Genomic DNA, 17,214 nt, shown 5'->3' on the forward strand with positions numbered 1-17,214 from the left:
CAGCTATTCAATGGACAATAGCCTTTCTAGTCAAGAAAAATACCAGGAAGAGAGGTTAGAATATTTGCTTTCCGAAGAAATTAAGTCAGTGAAGCCAGTTTTTACATTTATCAAAAATCCGGAAAATAAGGGAAGTTTAAGACTTCTGCTTTTGCTTTCCGTTTTCCTGTTCGTCATTATTTCTCCCGGAGCAGCTGCTTCAAGCAATTGGGAACTTACTCCCCAAAATCCGGTTGTTGGAGATGTAATGAAGATAAGTGGAACCGGGTTTGAGGGAGATACTGCGAAAGTGCTGGTAACCTTTGAAAAGGATGTGACGGTCCAGGACGGAGAATATGAGTATACGCTTGAAGATGTAGTAATCCCCTCTGGCTTTGACAATAGTTTTACCGTGAAAGCGGAAGGAGCCGACGACTTAAATGTGAGAGCAAAGATGCTCTTATGGTTAACTAAAAGCGCAGAGGCAAAAGATGGCACTGCTACAGTTTCCCAGACACATGTCCCTCCAGGAAAATATAAGATCAGAATCGATGGAAAAGCAAGTGGTTCCGAGGTCAAACTCAAGATAACAGCTATGCAAGAGATAGAGGTAAATTCTGACGGAAGCCTCAGTTATGAGTATAATACTAAATCTATACCGGCAGGCGATTTTGAAGTAAAAGTTGGGGATTTTGAAAAACAGATAGAGTTACAACCCTCAGAAAACCTTGACTCGGAAACAAGTTCCTCGGAACAGAACTTGAGTGAAGAACAAAATAATGAAAGACTGTCTTTAGAAGTTAACTCTTCGGAACAGAACTCAAGTGAAAGAAAAGGTAACGAATGCCCTGGAGATACACCTGAAGTAGACGTATATAACCGGACAGATGCTCAGGGGAACGAGTCAATAATACCTGAGACAAAAACGGAGAAAAATAGCTGGAACAATATGAAATTCATATTGTCGTACCCTTATTCCCTTCGTTCATTTTATACCGTAAATGAGAGCATAAAGTTAAGCTACGATGGGCCTACTGCTTTAGAACAGCAGAATGTGGATATATACCTTATCAAGGAGCGCAGCCCGAATTATCTGGAAAATGAGATTTCATCTGGTATGAATGAGAGCACTATTAACCTCGAAGATATTTTAAACAATGATACGGAAGCTTATGCCAAGATACCTGCAACCCTGAACAAAGAAGGAGACCTTACTCCCCTTACACTGGGTCCTCTTCAGGCAGGTTACTACTGGATCCTTATAACACATGCAGGAAATGAAACGGTAAAAACCGAATCAGAAAAAGAGATCTATTTGGCAAAATATTTTGAAGTTCTCGAATATCAAATGGAAACCAGGGCTCCGGATGCCCTTCAAGAAGGCAAAAACTTAGAAGTCAACATGGATCTGAAGAATGCACCTGCAGAGAAAAATTATACTTACTGGGCTGTACTGATAAAGGATAGTGCCTATATATCATCTGAAGGTACGAACCCAGGGTGGAGGATGACCACGGGAATCAGACCTATTGTGAACGAAGTTGACATTATCGGTAGTCTGGAAACAAGTTTAAACGGACATGAATCCGAAAATGGGAACAACGAACTTAAGAACGAAATCCAGACTATTATAGGTAAAGAGAATGGTACGATAAGCATAAGTGAGAAAAATCAGAGTAAACTTTCCCTGAAAAGCCGGGAACTTCCTCCAGGAGACTACCTCCTAGTTACGGGCGCATATGAAGATGGTGAAGGTCTTACAGGTATATTCCAGAAGAAGATAAGAGTGGTACCCGAAAATTTACACGGATTGGGCCTGGAATCCATGTCCGGAAAATACCTTAGGGAGTATATCTTCAATGAAATTAAGAGCATCTCCGCTTACGTAGATTAAGTCTATTTTCTGACTCCAAAATTACACATGTCCAAAGACGTCAGTCCATACATTCAGACAAACTCACTAGCAGAAGTCTTAGGAAACTTTCTAAAATTTCCCTTCTTCCTGTTAGGCTCTGCAGTAACTCTACTGATCTGATGAGGCTTGCGGTACTGAGAAAAGACAAATAGAACAGGTAAATAAACCCGGAAAACCAAAAGAAAAATTTTTTTCCACTCTTAATGAAAACACAAAAATTCGAGAATAAAAGGAGAAGAACGTACAAAACTACAATCCTTTCCTTTTACAGCGGCATGTAAAAACCTGTACATTGGATGCTTTACTGCAAGCAATAAGGAACACTAAAAAAGTAAAATATATAAACCAGTTTTATCATTTATGTTTATATCTGTCTAGAATTTTTATAAATAGTCTCCTAGTATAAGAAGCATACATATAGTACAGCTATTCAGTGGACAATAGCCTTTCTAGTCAAGAAAACATCACCAAAAAGAGAGGTCAAAAAATTGCATTCCGAAGAAATTGAATCAGTAAAGCCAGTTTTTACATTCATCAAAAATCCGAAGAATAAAGGAAGTTTGAAACTCCTTTTTTTGCTTCTTATTTTCCTGTTCTTTATTATTTCTCCCGGAGCAGCTGCTTCAAGTAGCTGGGAACTTACTCCCCAAAATCCTGCTGCTGGAGATATAATTGAAATAAAAGGAACCGGTTTTGAAGGAGATAGTGCGAAAGCACTGGTAACCTTTGAAAAAGATGTAACGGTCCAGGGTGGAGAATATGAATACACGCTTGAAGATGTAGTAATCCCCTCTAGCTCCTACAATAGTTTTACTGTACAGGCAGAAGGAGTCGATGACCTGAATGTGAGAGCAAAGATGCTACTGTGGATAACTAAAAGCGCAGAGGCAAAAGACGGTACTGCCGTTGTTTCTCAGACAAATGTTCCTGGAGGAACATATGAGATCAGGATCGATGGAAAGGCAAGTAGTTCCGAGGTCAAGCTCAAGATAACAGCCATGCAAGAGGTAGAGGTAGAATCTGATGGAAGTCTCAGCTATCTATATAGTACTAAGTCTATCCCGGGAGGCGATTTTGAGGTAAATATTGGAGGCATTACAAAGCAGATAAAATTACAGTCTGCAGAAAATCTGCCTTCGGAAACAAACACTTCGGAACAGAACTTGAGTGAAGAACAAAATAACGAAAGCCTGCCTTCAGAAACAAACCAGAATTCAAGTGAAAGAAAAGAATCTGACAGAAACTCTCGAAGATCGAGCTTGATATCCAGCTCCGAGAAGGCTATAGGAGATAATAACTCCTCAGTGAAAAGTAAAATCTCTTCGCTTATGAAAGTTAAGTCCATTCTCGAAAATTCAAAAGCATTCATATTCGAAGATATCAAGCCACACATTCAGGCAAACTCGTTAGCAGAAGTCTTAAGAAATCCTCCAAAAATTCCCTCCTTCCTGTTAGGCTTTGCAGTAACTCTACTGATAGGGCTTGCGGTACTGAGGAAAAAGAAATAAAAAACGTAAATCCGGAAAACAAGACTGGAAAATTCTTAGCTTTAATAAAAACCGGAAAGTTTGAAAAATATAAAGAAAAGGAATGTAGGAAACTACAATCCTTCCTCTTGACAGCAATATGTAAAAACCTGTATATTGGAATGCTTTACTGAAGCGATATAGGACGCAAAAAAGAAAAAATATATAAACTAGTTTTATTATTTGTCCTATATCTGTCTATAATTTTTATAATTAGTCCAGGTGTAAGAAGTATACATATAGTACAGCTATTCAATGGACAATAGCCTTTCTAGTCAAAAACATACCAAGAGGAGAGTTTAAAGAAATTGCTTCCTGAAGAGATTAAGTCAGTAAAGCCAGTTTTTACATTTATTAAAAATCCGGAAAATAAGGGAAGTTTAAGACTTCTGTTTTTGCTTTCCGTTTTCCTGTTCGTCATTATTTCTCCCGGAGCAGCTGCTTCAAGCAATTGGGAACTTACTCCCCAAAATCCGGTTGTTGGAGATATAATGAAGATAAGTGGAACCGGGTTTGAGGGAGATACTGCGAAAGTGCTGGTAACCTTTGAAAAGGATGTGACGGTCCAGGACGGAGAATATGAGTATACGCTTGAAGATGTAGTAATCCCCTCTGGCTTTGACAATAGTTTTACCGTGAAAGCGGAAGGAGCCGACGACTTAAATGTGAGAGCAAAGATGCTCTTATGGTTAACTAAAAGCGCAGAGGCAAAAGATGGCACTGCTACAGTTTCCCAGACACATGTCCCTCCAGGAAAATATAAGATCAGAATCGATGGAAAAGCAAGTGGTTCTGAGGTCAAACTCAAGATAACAGCTATGCAAGAGATAGAGGTAAATTCTGACGGAAGCCTCAGTTATGAGTATAATACTAAATCTATACCGGCAGGCGATTTTGAAGTAAAAGTTGGGGATCTTGAAAAACAGATAGAATTACAACCCTCAGAAAACCTTGACTCGGAAACAAATTCCTCGGAACAGAACTCAAGTGATGGAGAAGTTGGAGGAATAACCGATAGAGTAAAAGAAGAAATAAACAGCGGAAAAAACCTTTCCAGTGTAGAAAAGAAATTTGCTGAGAGTTTCCGGGACCCGAAATCGCAGAAGATATGGATAGTAGGAATCATAGCAGTATTTATATTGTTCCTTGTTTATGTAAGGAGAAAAAAGTCATAATAATGCACCTTGATGATTTTAAATACATTTGTTTTTAGAATTCTTTGAAGAGATTTCGATAAACTATAAATACATATTAATAGTAGACATGTATTGTAGAGAAATATATGAATGTAGATTAATTTAATTAAAAAAGAAATTCGCGGATGAAAGCTTAATAATAATGAAGTTAATTAATGAAGTAAATAATAAACAAAAGTAGAAATATATAGCAAAAATCCGGGATAAAAAAATAAATATTAATTTAGGGGTGTAACGATTGAAGAAAAAAATAGGAACAAGTGAAGTATACATGAGAAAATGTAAATTAACCTTCGCGGCTCTAATCTGCATTTTCGCACTTATTTCGGTATCAGCCGCGGTTTCCGAAAAAGGACTCTGGGTTGCATCTATCGAGAAAAACGGAGATAGCGTCGTTTTTGCAAACCATTCTGACAGCCAGGAGAATGGCGGATGGATTTATCTCACCGGAGGAAAAGACATTCAGCTTCCACAACCTCTTAGCTTTAGTTACAGTGGGACAAATTGTGTGGAGAAAGCAGGAGTTGTAGTTAAAATAAACAAGGACAAAAACGAGGAACTGAGTATTACGTATCCATATTCCACACATCCGTTTTATACTGAAAAACAGACTGTGAAAATGGATTACAACGGTCCTTCAGCCTTTAAGAAGCAAGCAGTAAATATTTATCTTGTCAAAGGGCTTGGTGTGAGTTCCATGAAACAAGCTCTTGTGGATGCCAAATGCAAGAGCCTGGGTGAAATATTTAAAGAAGGTGTGAACTACAACAAGACATGCGCGACTCTGGATAAGTGCGGCGACCTGTCTAAACCTCTTACCTTCAGCTCTCTTGAGCCTGGGAGTTACGGCATCATTGTTACACTTGCTGATAACAAAGAATCCAACGTAACGAAAGTTCTTTCAGCAACTTGCTTTGAAGTAGTTGACTATGAAATGAAAACGAAGGCTGCCAACAATATTAAGGAAGGCGACAACCTTGATGTTGAGATGAGCCTGAAAAACGCACCTGCTAACGGAGAGTTTACATACGGTGCCCTGCTGATAAGTGAAGAGGCCTATAAAGCTGAAGTAAAAGTCGACAGCAATGGAACAATAAACGGGACCGATGTTTCCGTTAATGACTTTGACCTCAGAGACCTGGGCGTTAACTCCACAAACTACAAGTCCAAGTTAAGCAAAAGTGAATTCACAAACGCAGTCCAGACTCTTATTGGAGAAGGCAACGGTACGATAAGCATAGGTGACAAAAACCAGGATACCCTTTCCCTGACAACCTTTGACCTCCAGCCAGGAAAATACTTCCTCTTTACAGGTGCCTATGAGCCTGGGAAAGGCCTTGCAGGCATAGACCAGCAAGAACTGACAATAGGTAAAGAAAAAACAAAAACCTCGCCATAACGTATCAGGACTCAGAAACTGACAGAAATCCCGGATTCAGAAAACAGATTTTGAGCCGGACCTGATCAGTGTCGAGGATAAAAGGTTAAAGCCGAAAGGCTGAAACTCTAAAAAACAGTAAGAAATAGAAAGACTCAATGCTTGAAAAGGCGGATTTCTTTATAGAACCGCCTTCTTTTTTGATTTTTGTGTTTTGGTTTTCCTCTGTAAAATTATAAAATATTCAGTCAATGGTTCTAAATCACTCAATAGTTACTTTGGTCAATAGTTCTAAAACGCCTAATAGTTATTTCGGTCAATGATTTCTCATATTTATTTGCAGTATAGAATCTATTGATATAGTCATCAGCGACAGAAAAACACTATTGAGAAGATAACTAGAAAAAGAAAAACTGTTATTGGGAAAAAACTGTTATTGGAAAAAGCCATTAAGCTTATTCCAAAACTTAAAATTATTTCTTAAGATTCAACGCTCCAAATAATTAACTAAACTTTTTATCATGGAAAATTTATTATTCAAATTTCGGGTTTGAGAACAAAATCGGTTTTGCACAAGCTCATTAGTGGGTTTTTTGGAACTATCAGTTTATTCTCTTAGATGCCGCAGTAAACCCGAAATAAAATGGAGCAAAATTCCGGTAAAAGTCAGACCCGACCCTATAATTGTTAGAATTACCATTAAAACCGTCGGCTTGAAGGCAAGAATTCCGTCAAGATAGAAAGTCCGTAATAAACCGAGGCCTATATACAACCCACCTGAGCAGAGAACAAAACCTGGAAGGGCAAACCAGTATAAGGAATTAAACTCCGTTTTTAGGTAATTGTTAAATCGAATAGTCAGGTTGCGCTTAAAGGGACTGATAGTCAAACCGTTTACATTATAGAACTGGATAATATTTTTAAACGTAAGGTAACCTCCAGACCAATAGATCCCACTACTATTCACATAGCCGGACTAATTTTCTTGGATAAGGAAGCTTTAAAATATAAATACTTTTCTAAAAACTCAGAAATAAATAAATTGTAGGCTTAAGAGTTTATATAAGAATTTCTCTTTTTTCACAAGCTCAAAATTTGATTATTCTTTGTACAGGCACTGATTGAAATCAAGGTACTACTAAGTAAAGAAATTCTTATCACATTCCACTGCTATCTTCATAGTTGAATCAGAAGGTTGGCATTTAAACGGGAAAAGGTTCGAACAGGATCATGTCTTTTGAGCATGTAATAAAACGTGAGCAGATATGTTAATTTCTTGGCTGACTCTTGGTTTCTAACATTATTTTAGGATTATTGGTATTTTATATCAGTCTGAGTCAGTCGCAATTTAATTAGTTAACAGTTCCTGCTTTTAATCCTGCTTAAACCACAAGGATATTGTAATCAACTGGTATAATGTACTCTTACTCACTCTAATTTTTGATATTTAAAGGACGATCTCCTGGCACCACATTCTTTTATTAACCAATTTGACCTGTGATATTCTCGTTCCTCACATCTTTATTTAAAAAATTAAATATTTGCATTTAGATTTTATAGAAGGCCAAATTTTCTTATTTAGTTTTGGAATTTATAAAAAGTTTAAAACAAGAATTAGATTTCGGAGGGAAGAATAATAGAGGCCAGAACAAGAGAAATCACTTGAATTTTCAGGATCAATTAAATAACTTAAGATTTTCTGTTGACTTAAAAGATAAATTTAAAAAATAAAAATTAGAGTTTTCAAATTTAAGTACTGCTATCTTTAGTTAATGACCTTAGAATCTACCCGTAATCAGGAATATGCTATAATCCTGGCTGCCAGAGTATAGTCAGGAATGTGTTATGTTTCTGGCGGTCTGGATCTGATTCATGTGAAAAGCAGGCGTGGAAAATCCATATTCTTTTTCTGGAATCCAGCAGCATTTTTATGTCCACCGCCGCCATAGCGTTGAGCAATTTCAGCACAATCTGGGGAGTCGGGATTCCCTGAATCGGACCTTAAGCTGAATACCACCATATCCTCTATGGCCTGCCACATGATAGCAATGTCATACTCAGGCTTTTTGTAGATAAATTCTCCAAGTTCGGAGATGCTCCCGGTAGTGTTTACAAGTCTTGCCTTCCAGTTATGAAAAACGCAGTCTACCCCACGGTCAAAAGCTTTCTGAATCTTGTAACTTTGAGATTCAAGAAGTAATTCACCAATTGATATCATTTTATTTACGGTATCCTCATATTTCGAACCAAGAAGCACAGACCATACGGCATCGTCAGGGGTTTTCACCATCAGACTGAAGCCTGCAGTGAAAGCCTTTGTCTCAACATATTCAAACTTCCACAGGTCTTTATCTCCAATATAGGCAACAGTTACAGGAAGTGAAGTAGATCCTGGATGCGTAAACTCCCATGTAAGTACACAGGCTGCCTTTTCAAGGGACCGAATTCCCGTAATACTGCTCGAACTCCACAGCTCCGGAAACTTCTCCACAGCGGTCTTATGATGATCGATCCATATCAGTTTAGACCCACAAGCTTTTACGAATTCATCCATTTTATCGCTTGTAAAATCAACAAGCCATACTTCTTCAGCTGCCTTTATTTCGTCCTCACTCCATGACTCTTTGCCATAATTTATAGGAACAAACTTTATGTCAAATTCATTCCGGTCATAGGAATTACCAGCAATAGCGGCTGCACAACATCCGTCGTTGTCGTCATGGTGATAAACCAAAATCGTACGTTTATTATCTATCATTTTCGATTCTCCGTTAGTTAACATGATTTTTTATGTTTTCTGCTGAAATGTAACTTCAAGATGTATTTAAAGAAAACCCGGTGTGAAAAATATCAACCCGGTGTTAATATGCAAATAAAAATATATTTTAAATTACATAATCGAGATAAGTATGGTACAAGCCAAAAAAGAGAATAAAATCGAGTGAAAAACGGAGACACTAAAACCCATACAAGCTTGGCGTATGATTTATGAGATCTTCCGGACAATAGAGGCGACATAATGGAGGGAAGCAACAAAATGAAGGAGTACTGTAATATTTGTGGCCGGGAACTGCTGGAGGATATGCTTGTTGTTGATACAGCCGGGATTGAAACCAATAAAGTTCAAGGATGTTCACTGAAGTGACAAAAATAAAAAAAGAGAGAGCAGGTCAGTAGTCGATCTGTTCTGTTTCTTTTATCTTTTCCTTGAACAGCGTATATGCCCACAGCTGGTAGATAATAACTATGGGTACAAATACCAATGCTCCTCCAAGCATGATGCTCAGGGTCATGTGGCTTGATGCTGCTTCAAAGATATCTATGCCGTAATCAGGAGAAATAGATGACTTAAGCATATAAGGATAAATGCTTGCAAGTCCGCTTTCAACAATGAAAAGAAGAGTCAGGAGATTACTGCAAAAGGCCGGAAACCCCCTTCCCTTTTTTGCAAAGAACATCGAAAGGACAGCTCCCACTACAGCAAGAACTGGCAATAAATACAGAGCTGGCGTGGCTGAATAGTTGGTTGTGAAACCTTCTATACCCACAAAAGAATATACTAGATATATCAGAGACAGTATAAATACAATAAGAGTGCTCTTCTTTGCCAGGTTACCTGCTTTTGCAGCTATGGCTCCTTCTGTCTTGACATTGATCCAGAGCGCACCTGAAGTAACACTCATAAACACAAACAGGACACCACCTATCAACGCATATGGGCTGAAGAGTCCAGGAAGGGTACCTGTATAAACTCCTCCTGAAGCGATTTCGAGTCCCTTGAAGAAGTTCGCAAATGCAACTCCCAAAACCAGAGAAATCAGCAGGCTTCCAACGAACCATCCCCAAGCAAAGGCTTTCTGTATCTGGGGATTCTCGTCCTTGTGAAGATATTCCACCGAAACGCCCCTTGCAATTAATCCGATAAGCAGTAACATCATAGGAAGATAAAGGAAAGTAAACATCTTCGAAAACACCAGAGGAAATGCAGCAAACGTTCCACCTGCAGCCAGAATGAGCCATACCTCATTGCCGCCCCAGAAGGGACCAACAGAGCTCTGGATTTGTGTTCTCTGCACCTCATCTGTGGCAATAAAAGGCAACAGAAGACCTGCTCCGAGGGAAAACGAGTCTGCAATGAAGTAAACTCCCCATATAACACACCACAGGAAGAACCAGATTACAGCAAGCATATCATGGGTAAGGAAATCAAACATTTTCACTCAGCTCCTGTCGCGTTAACTACAGTTTTCTTTATGAGGTATATCTCAAAGACCATCAGGATCAGATAGAATGTGCTTATAAGGGCAACACTTAGCAATACATCTGATATGGGAACCGATGAGATACCATTTGCTGTCTTTAATAGACCATATACCAGCCACGGTTGCCTCCCTACCTCAGCTACGATCCAGCCAGCAGTGATGGCAATATACGGAAGAGGGATAGACCATATCAGCAACTTTAGATACTTGTCTGATGTGTACAATTTGCCTGACTTTTGAAGATATAAGCCTAAAAGAGCCTCTACGATAAACAAAGACCCAAGAATTGTCATCAGTCTGAAGCTCCAGAATATCATTCCTACAGGTGGTAATTCATCCTGATGTAGCTGATTAAGTCCTGTTATTTTTCCGCTGAAACTTCCTGTATACAGGAAACTTGCAAGACCTGGAATTCCCAGCAACTGAACACTATTGGAACCAGTACTTGAATCAGGTACCTGTATCAGGTACATGGGCACTTTTGAACCTGTTTCCCATATTGCATCCATTGCCGCTCCTTTAGCAGGCTGAAGTTCAGTAACATATTGCGCATAACCATGGCCAAGAACTGGAAGCATGACTGCAGTAGCTAATGCTATGGTAACTGCTATGCTGAAAGACTTCTTGAATACTTTACTGTTGTTTCCTTTAAGGAAATGATATGCACAAATTCCCATGATCAGGAACGCTGTCAACAGGTAAGCTGAAAGCAAAGTGTGTACCAGCATGTACCATACATAGCCGTTTGTAATAAGAGCAAAGAAATCTGTCATAACGACTTTGCTTCCGTCAGCAGCCATCTCATAGCCGACTGGATTCTGCATAAAACCGTTAGCAGTAATAATCCATAATGAAGATATGTTAGTTCCCAGAGCAACCATCCACATGGAAAATGTCTTTAGTTTCTGACGGTTGCGGTCCAGGAATATCCATGCACCAAAGAAAGTACCTTCAAGGAAGAAAGCCAGTAATGCTTCCACAGCTAAAGGCGGTCCAAAAACATCTCCCATGAATTCCGCATAGGCACCCCAATTTGTCCCAAACTGGAAAGTCAGTGTAAGACCTGATACCAGACCTACTGCAAAGTTTATCTTGAATACCCTACCCCAGAAATCGGCCATCTTTCGCCAGGTTTCATCTTTGTTCCTGTAGTACATTGTTTCCATGCTTGCCACTAACAGTGCAAGTCCCAGTGTTAGTGGAACGAATATGAAATGGAATGCAGCTGTTATAGCAAACTGAAGCCGACTTAATAAAAGTAACTCAACCATTCATTATCCCTCGTTTTACCTCGTGCTATTACTTACAGCACAGGATCATATTTGCGCTGAAGCAAGACGATGTTCTTCTGTCCTCAACTTGCAGTTAATCTTCATGCTTAATCTCATCATTGAGAACCTGAAGCATAATGCTGTATGCCACAGGATCTTTAACTTTAACCTTCTGGAGAATATACCACTATATACCAGGACAACATACTGTTTTTCTTTGATATTCTGCTCAATTTATGTATTCTCCTCAGACTTTTTAGATTCCTTAGACTCCATAAGTTCCTTAGACTCCATAGATTCCTTAGACTCCATAGATTCCTTAGACTCCATAGATTCCTTAGACTCCATAGATTCCTTAGACTCCATAGATTCCTTAGACTCCATAGATTCCTTAGACTCCATAGATTCCTTAGACTCCATAGATTCCTTACATTTTTTACAGACACCATAAAAGTTAGTGCTGGTTGAAACAATAGTAAATCCTTCTATTTCCTCAGCTATCTTCATTGAGTAGTCCAATAATTGTTCCGAATTGAAATCCTCCATACTTCCGCATTCCCTGCAGATTAGATGGTGATGAGGAATGAAATTCGCTTCAAATCTTGAGACTCCTTTTACATTCACCTCCTCCAGTAACCCTTTCTCCGTAAGGAATTTGAGATTTTTATATACGGTAGCCTTGCTTATACGCGTCAGTTTTTGTCTAACCCCATCATAAACTTCATCTACAGTGGGATGACCATCGTGTTCACGCAGGAAAGCAAGTATTTCAACTCTCTGATTTGTGTATTTCATGCCAGCTTTGTCTGTGGGCTTCATTGCCGTCCACCTAAACTATCTGTGAAAGCAGATTTACCTAGATATATATGATATCCATTACTAAATGATATTTATTATTATTTAACAATTACTATCAATGACTTTATTTCTTTACTTAGAGAAGTCTTGCAACTATATTATTTTCCTAAAGTTGTAGCCTGAAGTTTCCCCACTAAAAGTACAGTTAAAGAGCAGTAGTTTTGGACAGAACCTGCTAGGACAAGTAGCTTTGGACAGAACCTGCTAGGGCAAGTAGCTTTGGACAGAACCTGCTAGGACAAGTAGCTTTGGACAGAACTTGCTAGAGCAAAATTGTACAATCTTTTAAGTAAAATTCACAATTGTTTGCAACATTAATTGGAAAAGAAATCTAAATTTCATTGTACATTTGGATACAACGGTCTCAAATTTGTACGATTTACCTATATTATTTACTAATAAACTTCTGAACTAACCTGCATCCCTGTACTTACCCTAACACTCCTGTACTATATCTAAGGACTGCAGCAATGCCTCCAAAGGCTATAATAAGTTGAGAACCTTCGTCAAAATCCGTTGATATAAAAGCAATTCTTGCATTGCCTTTATCAGCGAGTTCCGAGAATTCACTAACGATATCAATAACATCCATGACTTCAAGTGCAGAACCACATTCAGGACAATTTCCTGCAACAGGAACAGCTTCATCTGGTTTCCATTTTCTTGTCAGTTTATTCTCATATCCGCAAACACTGCATTTGAGAGTTACTCTTTCAGATCGCAGGTTTTCAGAAAATAAAAGCACATCAACTGCCTTTATTTCAAGGTTCACCCGTACATTATCTTCTCCATAAGATATTTTACCAGACTCAGTAGCAAGCTCTTTAAAAAACAGTTCCATGTCTTTCTTTTGCTTAATTAAGTCAATACCCTGGAGAGTGTCCTCTGCTGCATTTATTAATTCAGAAAAACCCGATTCGTCCGTATACCCCGTATCGAACAATCCAAGAACCTTTTTCTGAAGCTCATAATGTAGAAATCCACCTTCACCGAACTCTTCTTTAGTTGGAGAATGCCCTCCTATAAGAATGCCTTTAAGTTCAGCTGGCTCCACTTCAAGAAATGCCTCATTTGCAGCATCTCCGATTCTTTTGTAGAAATCATGAATAGCAATGCGTCTGAGCTGTTCAAAGCGATGTGCACTCTGACCTCCTTTTCTTTGTTTGCCAGGGACAGTAGAGTGGAGATGCTTAATAACTTCAGTTTGCCTACCTACGAGCGTTCCGATTGTTGCTTCTCTTAAATCCAGAAGTATAAGTCCATAAGTACTGCACTCTCTGAGCATTTTCTCAAGGGGCTCAAGATAAAAAACGGAATCACAGTGATATATGTAATCTACAACAGGTTCCGGAGGAATAATAACTTCATTTACCATGCCTGTCCTGTTAGTTCCGGTATCGACAGGCCCTGCAAAATAAACTATCCCGTTTTCTGGTACTTTGTTAAGCGATCTTAACTTTGCCAACAGAAAATCAAGTGTTCCCTGTACGTTATTGCCGGTAAGTTTAGACTTAATGTCCGAAGACTGCTCATGCTCTTCTCTCAAATGATTTGCAACATCTGAAATCTGTATATCAGAAGGAATATAAAGGGAAATTAATTCTATGCTCTTTCCACCTTTATTTCTCAGGATCTCAAGCTTCTTTTTTAATACATATTTTTCATACGTACAGTATTCAGCCGTTCCGACTTCCTCCTTTTCTCATAAGCATGCAACTTAGTTGTTATGGCAAACTGAGGTCGAATTAATAACAGTAATTCAACCATTTTTACCCCTTAATTTTATTTGCACCAGGCAGTTATTACGACAAGGAAAACACTGACAATTGTAAAGACCACCGACAATTACCATATCTACATAGATTTATATTTATTAGAGTAAATTTGCAAGTACACAATGACTTTGCACATAAAAATCATGAAAAGAACAGAGTTCATGGACATAATATATCCATGAACCATTGCACACGATCAATATTTGCACCGGAGCAAGTCGAGATCTTCCTTCAAAGCCTCACTGTTCTGGCGCCCGTTTTTGTTGATCCGTCAGTTTTGTCTTGGTGGTATAAGCTCATTCGCTCTGATCCGTTCGTTTTAGTCTGTTCTCTAATTTTTTGTGGGGTTACAACCTATAATTATTCCCAAACTTATTTAAAATAAATTATATGAAAAATTGGTTCTGAACAAATAATATTTTCAGGTAAAATGTTTTATTAGTAAACAACATTAAAATATTAATTATGACTATAAATTTTTCTTATTTCAATGAATCATTTTCATATTTTCTACAATTGAACCTTGTGTGATTTTCTTCTGTTGACGAAAAGTAGTGTATACCAGCTATGATCGCAATGACTATTGCGATATAACTGCAACCGTAAACGTACCGTGAATACCAGATGTGATATCCCTAACGTTAGCATGGCTGTTAAAATGCCCATAACCTGTGAATTTTTTTGGAATTATATCTCCTACGAATGCAAAAGATAGCGACATAAGTATAGCCCCTCCGATACCTTGTAAAACACGAGCGGCTATAAGCATGTTAATAGAAGATGATAATCCACAAACTAATGATGCAGTTGTAAAAATTACAACTCCGCCTAAATATAGCCATCTTCCCCAAACATATATCCAATGCGTCCACTCCCCACAACAAGGGTAGTTATTGACAATAAGTAGCTAAGGACAATTCATTGAACACTTGAAAAATTTGGATTTAACTCCTTCGCTATCATGGGCAATCCGACAGCAACTATGTTTGTATCAATGGAGGGCATCAGAGTAGCCAAAGAGAGCCCGCTTAAGCTTTCTTTCAATGTTTTAATTTGCTCAAAATCCAGTACTTGAAACTCAATTTCCAATTATTTCTTTTACTCTCGGCACTAATAGTTATAGCATCCCTCGGACATATACGAATACAACGGAGGCAGCCAGTGCATTTATTGGATTGTATCAATATTTTATCGCTTTCTCTTTGATATACTCCACGTGGACATTTTTTAATGCAGGAACTACAATCTATACATTGGTCAAAGTCAATGCAGACATTAATTTTTGAGGATAGGGTTTCTACTGTCAGATAATTACCTCTATGGAGTTAGTTAACTATTTTTGTAGCTACAGTAAGTCCGTCTCCAATGGTAAATATTGTGCTTTCCATTTTGGACTATTAACAATCATTTCATTAGATTTGTAAATAGGCGCTATGAACTCTTCTTACCATTGATTAATTTCAAACTCATTTATTACTGGAAATAACGTGTCTTCCGCAAGTAGAAGACTACCTGGTCTTAAAATACGGACAGAATCATTAAATAATGGATACAGTTTTTTGTTGCCAATATCCTGGATATTATGTCAGATTTAATTATTGAGCATAATCTTGGCAGCTTCTAATCAATATACAACGATTTTAAGTTCATTGGATTACCAAAACTAAATTTTCATGACACTAGTGTCAAGTCAATCATCAAGGATTTAATGATCCCTAATAACTTCACTAGATTTATACGACATTTTATGTTTGACTCGACACTAGTTCTTCCTGTTCGATAAGTAGTTAAGTAATTGATCTAAACTTTTTGATAGATTGTCTATAGATTCCTCATCCATTTTTTCTAAAACTTCATTAAGAAGGTTTTTACCAACCTGGTTATGTATACTTTCAATAAGTCTTCTACCTTCATTTGTAAGAGCTACTCGACTGACTCTTAAATCACTCTTATCCTTAATTTTTTCAACTAAACCTTTTTTTTCCAGTCGTTTGATTCTTTCTGATAAAGTATTTGGAGCATTGCCTATGTTGCTGGCGATTTCTCCTACACTCGGTAATTGAGTTTCATTGGAAACGTTTAGTTCCAACTCATCTAATTCTATAAGTAAATGGAATTGCTCCAAACTCAAATTAGATTGTTGAGCAATTTCGTGCCATTTCAGTTCCATTATTTTATTTATAGAATCCCAATTCTCAATTATTTTCAGTGCTTTGAATTCACGTGTTTCCATCTCTTTTCACCCCACAATAGATCGTTACACGATTATATCGTCATAAGATACAAATATGTCGTTACAAGACATAAATACGTCGTTATGAGATATAAATATCTAAGTTATTAGAAATAACCAATAGTTTCAGAGAATGAAGAGTAATACAAAACAGTGAAGAAGTGCAGATGTTTTCGATTATTTACTTTAGTAAACATGTCCTGTTAAGCACGACAGCCTATAACTAGTGTTAAAAATTTGACGTTGAATTTCAATCTTTATCAAATTTTCAAGTTAATTACAATAAGCAAGCAGCGATTATTATAATAACAAGGAAATAGTTTCAATCTCTATTAAGTTTTCAAGTTAACTGAGATTTACCTGCATTTCAAGATCATTACAAGAAGGCATAAACCATGAAGATAAGAACTGTATTTAGAACTATACTTAGAACTATATTAGACATATCAATTTTATGTATAATCGGTATATGTCTTTTTTCCATTGTTGCACTTAGCGAAAATCCAGAAAATCAACTGACTTGTGCTTTATTAGTCGGCTTGTGTTTTGCAATTGTGTATATTCTTTGGGGTGCAGTGGAAAAACTCAAATGATAGGACAATTGAGCTGATCGTTTGCAAATTTCAGAAAATACAATGTACAGGAAACCTCAATAGGCTCAAAGGCACAGAAAATTGATGTTGATAGCAAAGGGAAAATTTTAAAATTATTTTCCCGGTTGGAAGTTCATTTTTTGGCTACAATATACCTTTACTCAAGGTTTTCATGTTCTTTTCTTTTGCATTCCTTAATGTCAAGCTGACACTATATTTTCCTGGTCC

The 17,214-nt window shown here is 37.7% G+C and carries 12 protein-coding genes and 1 pseudogene; 5 read left to right on the forward strand and 8 right to left on the reverse strand.

Annotation, left to right across the window (positions count from 1 at the left end):
• Positions 1 to 10: 10 nt before the first annotated feature.
• From MSBR3_RS19035 to MSBR3_RS14160, 4 genes are all read left to right on the forward strand, one after another.
• Entirely contained in the window at positions 11 to 1,873 is a 1,863-nt protein-coding gene (locus MSBR3_RS19035) for a TIGR04279 domain-containing protein (RefSeq protein WP_052723420.1), read from the forward strand.
• Between the two features lie 509 nt (positions 1,874 to 2,382).
• Positions 2,383 to 3,402, forward strand: coding sequence for a hypothetical protein (locus tag MSBR3_RS19550; protein WP_080942314.1), 1,020 nt, complete (start codon positions 2,383 to 2,385; stop codon positions 3,400 to 3,402).
• A 326-nt stretch (positions 3,403 to 3,728) separates the two neighbouring features.
• Complete coding sequence (locus tag MSBR3_RS14155) at positions 3,729 to 4,595, forward strand: hypothetical protein (protein WP_052723421.1); 867 nt, start codon at positions 3,729 to 3,731, stop codon at positions 4,593 to 4,595.
• 259 nt (positions 4,596 to 4,854) lie between these two features.
• Positions 4,855 to 6,015 carry a TIGR04279 domain-containing protein gene (locus MSBR3_RS14160; RefSeq protein WP_048108867.1) on the forward strand — a complete coding sequence of 387 codons (1,161 nt, stop codon included), beginning with the start codon at positions 4,855 to 4,857 and terminating at the stop codon, positions 6,013 to 6,015.
• Positions 6,016 to 7,864: 1,849 nt separating this feature from the next.
• On the opposite strand, the gene MSBR3_RS14165 is transcribed toward MSBR3_RS14160, so the two are convergent.
• Entirely contained in the window at positions 7,865 to 8,752 is an 888-nt protein-coding gene (locus MSBR3_RS14165) for a DHHA1 domain-containing protein (RefSeq protein WP_048108868.1), read from the reverse strand.
• Positions 8,753 to 9,013: 261 nt separating this feature from the next.
• On the opposite strand from MSBR3_RS14165, the gene MSBR3_RS21525 reads away from it, so the two are divergent.
• Positions 9,014 to 9,139: a hypothetical protein gene (locus MSBR3_RS21525; protein ID WP_268989092.1), complete on the forward strand. Its 126-nt coding sequence runs from the start codon at positions 9,014 to 9,016 to the stop codon at positions 9,137 to 9,139.
• A 25-nt stretch (positions 9,140 to 9,164) separates the two neighbouring features.
• Here the strand turns inward: MSBR3_RS21525 and cydB are convergent, their stop codons facing one another.
• From cydB to MSBR3_RS14195, 7 genes and pseudogenes are all read right to left on the reverse strand, one after another.
• Entirely contained in the window at positions 9,165 to 10,208 is a 1,044-nt protein-coding gene (gene cydB, locus MSBR3_RS14170) for a cytochrome d ubiquinol oxidase subunit II (protein WP_048108869.1), read from the reverse strand.
• A gap of 2 nt (positions 10,209 to 10,210) precedes the next feature.
• Positions 10,211 to 11,527, reverse strand: coding sequence for a cytochrome ubiquinol oxidase subunit I (locus MSBR3_RS14175; RefSeq protein WP_048108870.1), 1,317 nt, complete (start codon positions 11,525 to 11,527; stop codon positions 10,211 to 10,213).
• 234 nt (positions 11,528 to 11,761) lie between these two features.
• Positions 11,762 to 12,346 (reverse strand): Fur family transcriptional regulator, encoded by a 585-nt coding sequence (locus MSBR3_RS14180; RefSeq protein WP_230627510.1) that lies wholly within the window; start codon positions 12,344 to 12,346, stop codon positions 11,762 to 11,764.
• 469 nt (positions 12,347 to 12,815) lie between these two features.
• A pseudogene (gene prf1 / locus MSBR3_RS14185) lies at positions 12,816 to 14,066 on the reverse strand (peptide chain release factor aRF-1); the annotation flags it as partial.
• 674 nt (positions 14,067 to 14,740) lie between these two features.
• Positions 14,741 to 15,061, reverse strand: a complete 321-nt coding sequence (locus MSBR3_RS21775) for an MFS transporter (protein ID WP_080942315.1) — start codon at positions 15,059 to 15,061, stop codon at positions 14,741 to 14,743.
• A 139-nt stretch (positions 15,062 to 15,200) separates the two neighbouring features.
• Complete coding sequence (locus MSBR3_RS21780) at positions 15,201 to 15,467, reverse strand: 4Fe-4S dicluster domain-containing protein (RefSeq protein ID WP_080942316.1); 267 nt, start codon at positions 15,465 to 15,467, stop codon at positions 15,201 to 15,203.
• 455 nt (positions 15,468 to 15,922) lie between these two features.
• Positions 15,923 to 16,393, reverse strand: coding sequence for a MarR family winged helix-turn-helix transcriptional regulator (locus tag MSBR3_RS14195; RefSeq protein ID WP_048108873.1), 471 nt, complete (start codon positions 16,391 to 16,393; stop codon positions 15,923 to 15,925).
• Between the last annotated feature and the right edge of the window lie 821 nt (positions 16,394 to 17,214).

It is taken from the genome of Methanosarcina barkeri 3 (assembly GCF_000970305.1).
GTDB classification, from domain to species: domain Archaea; phylum Halobacteriota; class Methanosarcinia; order Methanosarcinales; family Methanosarcinaceae; genus Methanosarcina; species Methanosarcina barkeri_A.

Bases quoted from the DNA above. Each gene is read 5' to 3' on its own strand.
- MSBR3_RS19035 (WP_052723420.1), top strand. From the start codon at position 11: ATGGACAATAGCCTTTCTAGTCAAGAAAAATACCAGGAAGAGAGGTTA.
- MSBR3_RS14165 (WP_048108868.1), bottom strand. From the start codon at position 8,752: ATGATAGATAATAAACGTACGATTTTGGTTTATCACCATGACGACAAC.
- MSBR3_RS21525 (WP_268989092.1), top strand. From the start codon at position 9,014: ATGGAGGGAAGCAACAAAATGAAGGAGTACTGTAATATTTGTGGCCGG.
- cydB (WP_048108869.1), bottom strand. From the start codon at position 10,208: ATGTTTGATTTCCTTACCCATGATATGCTTGCTGTAATCTGGTTCTTC.
- MSBR3_RS14175 (WP_048108870.1), bottom strand. From the start codon at position 11,527: ATGGTTGAGTTACTTTTATTAAGTCGGCTTCAGTTTGCTATAACAGCT.
- MSBR3_RS14180 (WP_230627510.1), bottom strand. From the start codon at position 12,346: ATGAAGCCCACAGACAAAGCTGGCATGAAATACACAAATCAGAGAGTT.
- MSBR3_RS14195 (WP_048108873.1), bottom strand. From the start codon at position 16,393: ATGGAAACACGTGAATTCAAAGCACTGAAAATAATTGAGAATTGGGAT.